The 11,906-nt window shown below is 53.3% G+C and carries 11 protein-coding genes; 5 read left to right on the top strand and 6 right to left on the bottom strand.

Annotated features, from left to right (window positions below):
- Positions 1-3: 3 nt before the first annotated feature.
- On the bottom strand, positions 4-330 hold the full coding sequence (locus AB9F29_RS12450; RefSeq protein WP_369755902.1) for a DUF6476 family protein: 327 nt from the start codon (positions 328-330) through the stop codon (positions 4-6).
- Here AB9F29_RS12450 and AB9F29_RS12445 point away from each other — a divergent pair.
- The 3 genes from AB9F29_RS12445 to AB9F29_RS12435 all read left to right on the top strand — a co-directional run bounded on the left by AB9F29_RS12445 (position 329) and on the right by AB9F29_RS12435 (position 3,546).
- Positions 329-1,375 carry an RluA family pseudouridine synthase gene (locus AB9F29_RS12445; RefSeq protein ID WP_369755901.1) on the top strand — a complete coding sequence of 349 codons (1,047 nt, stop codon included), beginning with the start codon at positions 329-331 and terminating at the stop codon, positions 1,373-1,375. The two genes, AB9F29_RS12450 and AB9F29_RS12445, sit on opposite strands and share 2 nt — an antisense overlap.
- Before the next feature lie 178 nt (positions 1,376-1,553).
- Complete coding sequence (gene rpoH, locus AB9F29_RS12440; protein ID WP_039001056.1) at positions 1,554-2,450, top strand: RNA polymerase sigma factor RpoH; 897 nt, start codon at positions 1,554-1,556, stop codon at positions 2,448-2,450.
- 124 nt (positions 2,451-2,574) lie between these two features.
- Positions 2,575-3,546, top strand: a complete 972-nt coding sequence (locus AB9F29_RS12435; protein WP_369755900.1) for a Gfo/Idh/MocA family protein — start codon at positions 2,575-2,577, stop codon at positions 3,544-3,546.
- A 1-nt stretch (position 3,547) separates the two neighbouring features.
- Here the strand turns inward: AB9F29_RS12435 and AB9F29_RS12430 are convergent, their stop codons facing one another.
- From AB9F29_RS12430 to AB9F29_RS12410, 5 genes are all read right to left on the bottom strand, one after another.
- A complete protein-coding gene (locus AB9F29_RS12430) occupies positions 3,548-4,723 on the bottom strand; it encodes a dipeptidase (RefSeq protein ID WP_369755899.1) in 1,176 nt (391 codons plus the stop codon).
- A gap of 86 nt (positions 4,724-4,809) precedes the next feature.
- Complete coding sequence (locus tag AB9F29_RS12425; RefSeq protein ID WP_369755898.1) at positions 4,810-5,256, bottom strand: hypothetical protein; 447 nt, start codon at positions 5,254-5,256, stop codon at positions 4,810-4,812.
- A complete protein-coding gene (locus AB9F29_RS12420; protein ID WP_369755897.1) occupies positions 5,257-7,086 on the bottom strand; it encodes a M3 family oligoendopeptidase in 1,830 nt (609 codons plus the stop codon).
- Positions 7,087-7,221: 135 nt separating this feature from the next.
- A complete protein-coding gene (locus tag AB9F29_RS12415; RefSeq protein ID WP_369755896.1) occupies positions 7,222-8,157 on the bottom strand; it encodes an alpha/beta fold hydrolase in 936 nt (311 codons plus the stop codon).
- Positions 8,158-8,160: 3 nt separating this feature from the next.
- Entirely contained in the window at positions 8,161-8,445 is a 285-nt protein-coding gene (locus AB9F29_RS12410; RefSeq protein WP_039001050.1) for an SCP2 sterol-binding domain-containing protein, read from the bottom strand.
- Between the two features lie 71 nt (positions 8,446-8,516).
- On the opposite strand from AB9F29_RS12410, the gene AB9F29_RS12405 reads away from it, so the two are divergent.
- Both AB9F29_RS12405 and AB9F29_RS12400 read left to right on the top strand, forming a co-directional pair.
- Positions 8,517-9,089: a tetratricopeptide repeat protein gene (locus AB9F29_RS12405; RefSeq protein WP_369755895.1), complete on the top strand. Its 573-nt coding sequence runs from the start codon at positions 8,517-8,519 to the stop codon at positions 9,087-9,089.
- 12 nt (positions 9,090-9,101) lie between these two features.
- Positions 9,102-11,903 (top strand): helicase-related protein, encoded by a 2,802-nt coding sequence (locus AB9F29_RS12400; protein ID WP_369755894.1) that lies wholly within the window; start codon positions 9,102-9,104, stop codon positions 11,901-11,903.
- The last annotated feature ends 3 nt before the right edge of the window (positions 11,904-11,906 follow it).

Here is an 11,906-nt window from a genome sequence, read left to right as displayed (position 1 = left end):
GGGTCAGTTGTTTTGCAAAGTGATTGTTTGGCGTAAGGTTTGTTTGTCACGGTCATAGATTAGGATTTGGTCTTGATCCGTGACAATGGCATACCAGTCACTTCCCTGCGTAAAGGCGCGAGCAACGACGCCCTCGGGCAACGTAATTTCGCTGGGTAGAATGCTTGAATTCGTACCTGAAAGTGTTTCCTTATCAGGGAAACGGGTGACAAGCAGAACAATCACCACTACAAGCCCTGCAATCATCGTTGCCGTCAGTATTGTAACCAAGACGCGCAGAAATTTTAGGTTGGCCGGAAGTTCGATTTCCGTTTCAGGAGCCTCATTCATGTCCGCACTCTCCGTTGTATCTGTGGTGATCGCTGCTGATCCCCCTAAACGCCTTGATAAAGCGCTTTCGCGTGACGTACCAGTAGAAGCCTCTTTGAGTCGGTCGCGTATGGCGAAATTGCTCGAAGAAGGCGCGATCAAACAAAACGGCACGGTGCAAACCGACCCTCGGGCGAAGGTAAGCGAAGGGGATGTCTTTGAAATCACAGTTCCTTTTGCTGCCGAAAGCCATATCCTCCCTGAAGATATCCCGCTTGAGGTGGTTTTTGAGGACGACGATCTCATTATTGTAAATAAGCCCGTCGGCATGGTGGTGCATCCCGCACCCGGATCGCCGAATGGCACGCTTGTGAACGCGCTGATGTTTCACTGTGGCGATACGCTTTCGGGTGTTGGCGGCCAGAAGCGGCCTGGTATTGTGCACCGGATCGACAAAGAAACCAGCGGCCTTTTGGTGGCAGCAAAATCGGATGTGGCGCACCACAGTCTCGCAAAACAGTTCGCGGCACACACTGTTGTGCGCCACTATCACGCGGTTGTATACGGCATGCCCGATGCGAATGATCCGCGCGTACGGGGCGTCAAAGGCGTCAATTTTGAATCCGGTAATATTATGAAGATCACTACGCATTTGGCGCGTCATAAAAATGATCGCCAACGTCAGGCGGTGTTGTTCCATGGTGGACGTCACGCGGTGACCCGCAGTCGGATTGTTATGCCTTTGGGGATACCTGCGGTGGCGTCACTGATTGAATGTTGGCTTGAAACGGGCCGCACCCACCAAATTCGCGTACACATGGCGCATGCAGGGCACAGTTTGATTGGCGATCCGACTTATGGTGGTAGACGCAAACTGTCGGAGAAAGTTGTGGGCGTTGGTGGTGTCGAGGCCGTTCGTGCCTTCTCGCGTCAGGCCCTTCATGCGGCAACTCTTGGCTTCGTACATCCCGTAACCAAGGAAAAAATGCAGTTCAAAGCGCCGATGCCTGCGGATATGGTTGGCCTGATTCAAGCCCTTGGCGGGGATATTGACGCACTCCCATAGGATTGTTTCAGACTCGCACTTAGCTGTGATTTCCCAATAATTTACTGTGGGTGGCGCTCATATTTGGTTAAGATCAACGCATTATTAGGTCTTCCATGTGCCTTTGCCACTTGAACTTAGTACGAACGTAATTATCTGAATGTTAACTGTCTAAACATAACAAACAGGGGGCAGAAAAATGAGCAATTTTAAAAACCTACCGGCCGCAACACCGGAACAAGGTCTGAGTCATTACCTTCGGGACATCCGCAAGTTTCCAATGCTGGAACCCGAGGAAGAATATATGCTGGCCAAACGCTGGGTCGAGGACCAAGACAGCGAAGCCGCGCATAAGATGGTCACAAGCCACCTGCGTCTCGCGGCGAAAATCGCCATGGGGTATCGGGGCTATGGCTTGCCACAAGCCGAGGTCGTCTCTGAGGCGAATGTAGGCTTGATGCAGGCTGTGAAGCGTTTTGATCCCGAGAAGGGGTTCCGTCTGGCGACCTATGCCATGTGGTGGATCCGCGCCAGCATTCAAGAATATGTGCTGCGCAGTTGGTCCCTCGTTAAATTGGGTACAACTAGCGCGCAAAAGAAGCTGTTCTTTAATCTGCGCAAGGCGAAAGCCCGTATTGGTGCCCTTGAAGACGGCGATTTGCGCCCCGAGCATGTGGCGCGTATCGCCCATGATCTGAGTGTGACCGAGGCTGAAGTTGTCTCGATGAACCGCCGGCTTTCCGGTGGGGATGCGTCGCTCAATGCCGTGATCGGCAGCGACGGGGACACCACAACACAATGGCAGGATTGGCTCCAAGATGACGATGCCGACCAAGCGGGCGACTATGAAGCGAATGACGAATTGACGATTCGTCGCGAGCTTTTGACCGAAGCTATGGACGTTTTGAATGACCGCGAAAAAGATATCCTTACACAGCGCCGCTTGACAGACAAAGCGGTGACGTTGGAAGAGCTGTCGGGCCAATATAATGTGAGCCGCGAGCGGGTACGCCAAATTGAGGTGCGTGCGTTCGAGAAGCTTCAAGAGCGGATGCGTGAGACCGCCAAAGACAAAGGCCTATTGGTTCCGTCCTAAGGCTTTCAATCGAAATTTTTAGAAAGGGCTCCGTTGATCGGGGCCCTTTTTCTGTGTCGCTGACGCGTATTGCGCAACGTGGACAACATGGTAACTTAGCAAAAATTTATAGGGAGCGCTTCATATGAGCAACATTTTACGTTGGGGAATTCTGGGAGCGTCAAATTTCGCAGAAAGATTCATGGCACCCGCAATTCACGCAGCCAAAGGAAACGAACTTGTAGCCTTGGCAACGTCAAATGCAGCCAAGGCCGCGCCATTTCAGGCATTCTGCCCGTCGCTTGAGGTCTTTGGCGATTACGATGCTTTGTTGGCCTCGCCAAATATCGATGCCGTTTACATTCCGTTGCCCAATCATCTCCATGTGGCATGGACAAAAAAAGCTCTTCAGGCGGGGAAGCACGTGTTGTGCGAAAAGCCAGTTGCGCTTGAAGCGAATGAGATCGACGACCTTATAGCCCTGCGCGATCAAACGGGCCTTGTCGCCGCCGAAGCCTTTATGATTGCACATCACCCGCAGTGGATTGAGGTCAGGGACCGGATCGCTGCAGGAGATATTGGTACCCTACGTCATGTGAGTGGTCAGTTTTGTTACAACAACGAGTCCGCGACCGACAATATCCGCAATCTTGCGGAATTTGGCGGCGGCGCGGCGCGTGATATTGGCGTATACATCTATGCCAGTACCCTTTTCGCGACGGGCGCAAACCTGCCCGAAATTACGGCCGTTTCAATGCGTGAGGAGGGGGGCGTGGATGTGTTTACCGATGTTCAGGCGCAGTTCGAAGGATTTACCTATTCGGGCATGGTTTCGATGCGCCTCGCGCCACATCAAGAAATGCTATTCCTTGGAGACAAAGGGAAAATCCGCGTGACGACACCTTTCAATGCCAATGTCGCCGGAGAGGCGCAAGTTTGGCTGTCTAATGAAGCGGGCGAAACTGTGTCGCGTTATCCGGGGCTGAACCAATATGTGCTTCAAGTCGAAAACTTTGCTCAATCCGTTGGCACCGGTTCCGCCTATCCATACACGCTGGAAGATAGCAAAAAGGCCCAATCCATGATGGATCAGATCTTTGCAAAAGCGAAAAAGTAGCCTAGGGGGCGAGGCGGGCGCGCAACACGCGCACCATGTTCTCGCCCATAACTTTGCGGATATCGGTTTCAGAAATCTCTAAGTCGAGGAGCGCTTGCGTCAGCGCGGCCAATTCGGATGTATCAAAGGCGGTGCCCACGGCACCGTCAAAATCCGAACCAAGAGACACATAATCTGTACCTACGAGGTCAATCGCCGCCTTGATGGTTTTTGCGACGCCCATTGGAGTATCGTCGCAAGTGACGTCTTTCCAATAGCCAATCGCAATCGTGCCGCCTTTTGCAGCAACGGCTTGGATGAGGTCGTCGGGGATATTGCGCTTGATCTGGCAGTTGCTGAAGATACCTGTATGGCTTACAACGATGGGCATTTCAGTAATTTCGAGCACATCGCGAATGACTTGTTGGCTTGAATGGGACACGTCCAAAACCATGTTGCGGGCTTGGACTTGGGCGACAACTTCGCGGCCAAAATCGGTCAGCCCTGCGTCTGCTGTGCCATGGAGCGAGCCCCCAGCGGCGTTATCAAAGAAATGCTGTAACGAGATCATCCGAAACCCTGCGGCTTCGAGGGCGGCGATGTTTTGGATTTTACCCTCTAAAGGATGCGCCCCTTCGGTGCCGAGCAATGCGCCCACGGTTTTTGCCCCTGCGGCACGCTTTTCCAACAGGCTGTCGAGTTCGCTACGCGTGGTGATAATCGTTAAGTCATCGGGAGCTTTGTCTGCGTATTTATGCAAACGACTTGCCTGATACAGCGCCCGTTCAAGCAGGCTGTCCCATGCGGCGCGTGGCCATAACTGCGCATAAGCCAAGAGGGTGATATTGTCGCGCGCAGAGGTGGAATTCTCTTCGTAGTTTAACCCTGCGGGGCTTTTGGTGACCGTGGTAAAAACCTGAAGGGCGACGTTGCCTTCCTGCAGGCGCGGGACATCCACATGGCCACGGTCGCCACGTTCAAGCAAGCTGCGGTTCCAAAGCAACGTATCGGCGTGCCAATCACCGATCACGAGGCTGTCGTGTAACGCTTGGGCATCAGGCGTGACGGGGTAGGGCGCGTGAGCCTCGACCGTATTCAAATTGCTTTCCAAATAGCCCGGTCCAAAAGTGAGCAAAGCCCCAAGGCCAACAACAAGGATGGCGAGAACAATTTTCAGGAGTCGTTTAATACCGCGCATAGGAACCCTCGTTGTTTTCGGAAAAGTCTATTTCATATGAGCGAATAAACAATGAGAATTGCTAAACACGTGATGTGAAAAGTATTTTAAAACAAACTACAGGAAGAAATATTGCCGTCGGTATCTTGGAGTACAACCATAACTTCGCTCGAATCTATAATTTGCGACGTGGTTGCCCCCTCCGCCAACATGGCATTTTCAAATTCTGTTTCGGTGGGCGTATCCATGTAGCTTTGGCCGTTGATCAAGAGGTCTTGGACATCAACCGACGTCATTGTTTCGACAAGGAGCGATTTTTCCTGTTTCCAATCCGCGCGATAAGTCCCGATCAATTCGACAGTTGCGTCGCTTCCGACAATTGTGGCGTCAAAGCTGCCTTCGCTCGTGCCATTATTGTAATAGGCGACGGTTCCCATGATTTGGTTGGTCTCGGAGTAGTTTTCACAACTCCATTGACCGACCATAGATGGTTCCGCAAAGGCACCGAAGGGCGCCAATGCGAGGAGGGTGAAAGCGGGGAGGGTGACGCGCATTTAGTCCTCCATCGCTTCAAGTTCGTCGATCATGCCGGAAATCATCGACAGACCTTTGTCCCAGAATTTGGGGTCGGAGGCGTCAAGTCCGAAGGGAGCGAGCAGTTCTGAGTGGTGCTTGGAGCCGCCCGCCTTCAACATATCAAAATATTTCTCTTGGAAGTCTTCGCCGCCCTCGGCGTAGACGGCGTAAAGCGCGTTCACGAGGCCATCACCAAAGGCATAGGCATAGACATAGAACGGCGAGTGCACGAAGTGCGGGACATAGGCCCAGAACGTGGCATAACCCGGTGTGAATTCAAAGATAGGTCCGAGGCTCTCGGCCTGTACTGACATCCAAAGCGCGTTGATGTCTTCAGGGGTGAGTTCACCTTCGGCGCGGGCCGCGTGGAGTTTGCATTCAAAGTCGTAAAACGCGATTTGGCGCACGACCGTGTTGATCATATCCTCAACTTTACCCGCAAGCAGGACTTTGCGCTCTTCTTTGGTGGTGGCCTTAGCGAGCATCGCTTGGAAGGTCAGCATCTCGCCAAAAACACTGGCGGTTTCGGCCAATGTGAGGGGGGTGGAGGACAAAAGCTCGCCCTGTTCCGCAGCCAAAACTTGGTGCACGCCGTGGCCAAGTTCATGCGCTAGCGTCATCACGTCGCGCGGCTTCCCAAGGTAGTTGAGCATGACATAGGGATGCACATTTGTGACCGTTGGATGCGCGAAGGCCCCGGGCGCTTTGCCCGGTTTGACCGCTGCATCAATCCAACCTTCGGAGAAAAACGGCGCGGCGATCTTGGCCATTCTAGGGTCAAAACCCGCGTAGGCTTCCATCACAGTGTCTTTGGCTTCTTGCCAATCGACGGTTTTCTCGTCTTTTTTGGGGAGAGGCGCGTTGCGGTCCCAAGTTTGCATTGTCTCAAGGCCAAGCCATTTTGCCTTGAGGGCATAATAGCGATGCGAGAGTTTTGGATAGGCGGCCACAACCGCATTGCGCAGGGCCTCGACAACTTCTGGTTCTACATGGTTCGACAAATGCCGCGCCGTCTGGGGCGAGGGCATTTTGCGCCAGCGATCATCAATTTCTTTTTCTTTGGCCAATGTATTGTGAACGCGAGAGAATATTTTGATGTTCTCTTCAAAAACACGGGCCAATTCAAAGTTCGCCACTTCGCGTTTTGCACGGTCTTGGTCGGTCAGAAGGTTGAGAACGGCTTCGAGGTTCATGTCTTCGCCGTCAATAGTGAATTGTAAGCCGGCGATTGTTTCGTCGAACAAACGGTTCCACGCGGCGGCACCAACGGTTGATTGATCGTGCAGGAATTTTTCCAACTCGTCGGATAATTGGTGCGGCTTCATTGCGCGTTGACGATCAAAAATCGGCTTGTAGCGTTTCAAATCGGCATTTTCGGCAAACATGTTTGCCAAGGATTCGTCTTCAAGGCGGTTCAACTCAAGGCTATAGAAAACCAGCGGAGTCGTGAAAACGGTTACTTTTTCTTGGGTGTCGGACATGAATTTCGCGCGATCACTATCGGTTGTGATCTGATAATACCGTAAGCCCGCAAATGACATGATGCGGCCTGCGATCAGGTCAATTGCCTCATAGGCGTGAACGCAAGCAAGCATTCCAGCGGCATCCAGATCGGCGAGTTTACCTTCGTAGGCCGCGGCGAAATCGGCGCAGGCCGTCTCAAGCCAAGCCATATCTCGGGTCAATTCGGGTGCGTCTTCACTGGTGTAAAGATCGTCGAGGTTCCATTCTGGCAGGTCGCCGAAATCGGCGGCCTCCCCTGTGGAAGGGGTCGCATCGAAGACGGGCATAGGACGGGAAAAACGCATGAAAAACCTCAATAATTGCCCTCTAGACATAGGCCTTCGGAGGGGGGCGGTTCAAGGGGTATGGGGGCGCGCAAAGGTAAAAACACCCCAAGCCACAGGAAAATCGCGCGGGATTTTATTTAGAAAGGGCGCGGGCTAAGTATTCTCACCAAAAAACTCACACATCATGTCGGTTACACGATCTAATGTTTCGGGTGTTTCAAAGAGGATTTCGTGCTCGGCTTTCGCGACTATTTCTAAACGTCCGTTCGGCCAATGCGCCATGCGTTTTCCAATGGCACCTGCGCGAACGACGCGCTCATTTGTTCCGAGAAACGTCAGGCAAGGAACATTGGGCGAGGGCAGTTTTGCGAGATCGCGACACTCTCGCAACCCTTCGATGAGCCAGCCAAGCGACGGTCCGCCGAGAGCCAATTCAGGATGCGCAACGACTTGGGATTTAAGCCATTCGTAGGTTGGCCGATCACTTGTCAGCATATTGTCCGCATAGGGTTCCGTAAGGACATAGGTCTGAATATTTGTCCCCGGACTTAGGGTTTTCCCCTTGCCGACCTGATGCGCAACCGCACCCAAAACCCACGCGGGAAGGCGCATCCTTGGCGGGACATTGATCCCCCACATTGGCCCCGTTAAACATACCGCTTTGACATCAAGACCATTTGAAAGCGCGCGCAGAGCGATACATCCGCCCATCGAATGCCCCAGTAGATAATACGGCTCGGGAAGGGACATTTCTTTGGCTGCGGCCACCATGGCCGCGACATCGAGTTGATAGTCCTGAAAATCTTCAACATGACCAAGGAGGCGATCAGGTGCATCCCGATCTGCGAGGCCTTGTCCCCGCCAATCAACGACCAAAGCCGAATAGCCGCGCGCGCCCAAAACCGTGGCCGTTGGCGCGTATTTTTCGATGTATTCCGTGCGCCCTGGGAAGATCAGGACCGTTCCCATGGGCGCATCTTGGTTCCAAACGCCCAATCGAATCCGCGCACCGTCAGAAGTCATCCACCATGTGGCGTCTCCTGGGTCTGCGGCGCCGACTATATCGTCATAAAAGGGGGCAGTTTTCATGGCTTAGGACAATTCTGCACCGAGTTTGATGGCGGTTGCCATGTCACCGTCCATAGAAAGTTTGCCCGTCATAAAGGCCGTTGTGGGGTTCAAGCTGCCGTCGAGAATGGCCTGAAACGTTTCGACATCCGCCGACAAAGTAACATCCGTGTCGTCGTCGCCCGCACGCACGCCGTCCGCGTCGATGACAATGCCGCCTTCGCCTTCGACCATGAACTTTGCAGTCCCATCGAAGGATTTGATTTTCTCAGACAAAACGCCGACGGCAGCAGTGATTATTTCGCTCATTTAGATTCTCCTAAAAACGTGAAGGTTTGGGGGTCGCTTTTCCCAACCTTTCGGCTACAGTTGCATTTGTTATGAGCGCTTTAAACCCCTTTCTCAATCGTATCGTTACGGCATTTCTTCTTGCGACAGTCATTTTATGGGCTGGCGGGCAAGCCGCGCAGGCGCAGGATGTCGATTTGGATGTGCTTTTCGCAGACCTCGCAGACCCGCAAAACGAAAACTGGGAAAAGACCGAAGATCAAATCCGCGCTCTTTTCAGGGAATCCGGCTCGGAGTCGATGAATTTCTTGCTAGAACGCGGTTATGCGGCTCTTTCACAAGGGGATTTGGAAGTGGCCGTGGAACATTTTACGGCGCTCACCGACCACGCACCCGATTTTGCCGAAGGGTATAATGGGCGGGCGACGACGTATTTTAATCTAGGTATGTATGGGCCGTCGGTTTCGGACATCGCAACGGTCCTATCGTTAGAGCCACGCCACTTTGGCGCGATCATTGGACTGGCGCGAATCTTGGAGGATTCGGGTAAACCCAAACAAGCGCTTGAGGTCTATCAGCAGGTTGCCTTAATACACCCCAACCAACCGCAGGTCGCAAAAGCCATTGCGCGCTTGAGTGCATCAGTCGGCGGGACCAACCTTTAAGGGCTGATTTACATGGCGAATGCGCCGCGGATCAAGGCGATCCTAGGCCCAACGAATACGGGCAAAACTCACTATGCAATCGAACGTATGCTGGCACATCGAACTGGTGTGATTGGCCTGCCGTTGCGCCTTTTGGCGCGCGAAGTTTACGACAAGATTGTCGCTCTGCGCGGGCCATCCGTCGTGGCTTTGGTGACGGGCGAGGAGCGTATTGTGCCGCCGCGCGCGCAATATTGGGTCTGTACGGTTGAAGCGATGCCCGAGGGAATGGGCTGTGATTTCCTTGCGGTTGATGAAATTCAGCTTTGCGCCGATCCCGAGCGAGGCCATATTTTTACCGACCGATTGCTGCGCGCCCGTGGCTTGCACGAAACCCTGTTTATGGGGTCGGACACGATGCGCAGCGCAATTGCCGATCTCTTGGGGGATGTGGATTTTATAAGGCGCGAACGGCTTTCGGAGCTGACTTACGCGGGCAGTAAAAAGATCGCGCGGATGCCGGGGCGCTCGGCGATCGTTGGGTTTTCGGTGGAAAATCTCTATGCAATCGCGGAACTTCTGCGTCGGCAAAAAGGTGGAGCGGCCGTTGTGACGGGCGGGCTTAGTCCGCGCACCCGCAATGCCCAAGTCGAGATGTATCAAAACGGTGAAGTGGATTATCTGGTGGCGACGGATGCCATTGGGATGGGGCTCAACCTTGATATCAACCACGTGGCGTTTTCGGCCACAGATAAGTTTGACGGGCGGCGTATGCGGCCTTTGATGCCCAATGAGTTGGCCCAGATTGCAGGGCGGGCAGGGCGGCACATGAGCCATGGTAGCTTTGGCGTAACGGGCGATGCTGCTCCGCTTGAGGAAGGTTTGGCCGATGCCATAATGAACCACCGTTTCGCCCCCATTAAAAAGCTAAACTGGCGTAATTCTCGGCTGGAATTTGGTACCAGCGACGCCTTGATTCGAAGCCTTGAAGTCGCGCCAAATGACGAACGTTTGGTAAAAGCGCGCGAAGCGGACGATCTGCGCACCCTCAAAACACTGACGGCGATGCCGATTGTGAGCGATAAAATTGTTTCTGCTGGCGATGTTAAACGCCTTTGGGATGTTTGCCGTGTTCCCGATTTTAGGGGAATCAGCCACGATGAGCATGCAGGACTTTTGGAGCAATTGTTTCGATTCTTGCAGGAATTCAACCGTGTGCCAGACGATTGGTTCGCCAGACAGGTCAAACGGATCGATAAAACGGACGGTGATATCGATGTTTTATCTAAAAGATTGGCGTTTATCCGCACATGGACTTATGTTTCTCAGCGTAGCGGGTGGCTTGACGACGAAACCCATTGGCGAGAAGCGACGCGCGCTGTAGAAGACCGATTATCAGACGCGCTCCATGGGGCGCTCACACAACGATTTGTTGACCGGCGGACAAGTGTTTTGTTGCGGCGGTTGAAGCAGAAGGAGGGCCTAGTGGCCGACGTAAACGATAAAGGTGAAGTTCTAGTTGAGGGCGAATTCGTCGGTAAGCTAGAAGGATTTCAGTTCAGCCAAGATAAGAGCGCTAGCTCTGAAGAGGCCAAAACACTGCGGGCAGCAAGCCTGCAAGCACTGGCCCCAGAGTTCCATTTGCGTGCAGATCGTTTTTATAACGCTCCAGATACGGAGATCGATTTCACCGAGCAAGGCGGCCTTATGTGGGGCGAACTTGCGCTAGGAAAATTGGTCGTCGGATCGGACCCCCTCAAGCCTTTGGTCGTTGCCTTTGTTGACGAAGAAGCTGGCCCCGATGTGATCCAAAAGGTTACACGCCGCCTACAGCATTTTATCGACCGCAAGGTTGCGACCTTGTTTGAACCCTTGCTGGCGATGAGCCGCGATGAAGCCCTCACAGGGATGGCCCGTGGTTTCGCCTTCCGGATGGTCGAAGATTTCGGCATTATTTCGCGCGATCAAGTGGCCACGGAAGTGAAAGACCTTGATCAGGACGCCCGTGGCGCGCTGCGCAAGCACGGCATTCGTTTCGGTCAGTTTACGATCTTTATGCCGCTCTTGCTTAAGCCTGCCGCGACACGTTTGCGTCTGGTTCTTTGGTCGTTGGCCAAAGATTTGGCAGAATTTCCCGAAAGCCCCCCTCCGGGTCTTGTGACAATTCCGACCGACACTTCGGCTCCATTGGGCGCTGATATGATGGCGGGATATCGGAACGCGGGCGACCGAGCCATTCGTATTGATATGTTGGAACGCTTGGCAGACCTACTGCGTACACAAAACAGTCGTTCCGGTTTTGAAGCCAATCCTGACATGTTGTCGATTACGGGCATGACTTTGGAGCAATTCTCCAAGCTGATGGTCGGCCTTGGCTATAAAGCCGAAAAGGGCGAGCGCAGCAAAATTAAAGCGGTCCCCGTTGTGGCCGCGGTTGAACCAGAAGCGCCAGAAGTGGTTGCGACCGAAGATGCAACAACTGCAGTTCCAGAGGATACGGCCCCGTTAGAGGCCGTTTCTGCGGAAGAAAACGCAGAAGAGGCGAAAGCTCCAGATGCAGGCGTCGAAGCTCCTGAAATGGAGGCTTTCTATACGTTTACATGGGCACCGAAGCCTCGGCCAAACAATCGTCGTCCACAAAAGGATGCGGCTGAAGGTACTCGGGGCAAGCCACAAGGACGTAAACCTGACGCAAAACGCGGTGGGCCAAAAGGTGGAAAGCCAGCCCCTCAAGGCAGCAAAAACTTCCAAGCACGACCTCCTAAAAAAGAGAAGCCGATTGATCCCGACAATCCCTTCGCAATGGCCCTCATGGGGTTGAAAGATAAAAAATAATCT

The sequence above is a fragment of the Falsihalocynthiibacter sp. S25ZX9 genome (genome assembly GCF_041205405.1).
GTDB classification, from domain to species: domain Bacteria; phylum Pseudomonadota; class Alphaproteobacteria; order Rhodobacterales; family Rhodobacteraceae; genus Falsihalocynthiibacter; species Falsihalocynthiibacter arcticus.
The sequence above is the reverse complement of the archived record's forward strand: the minus strand, read 5'-3'. Positions and strand labels throughout refer to the sequence as shown.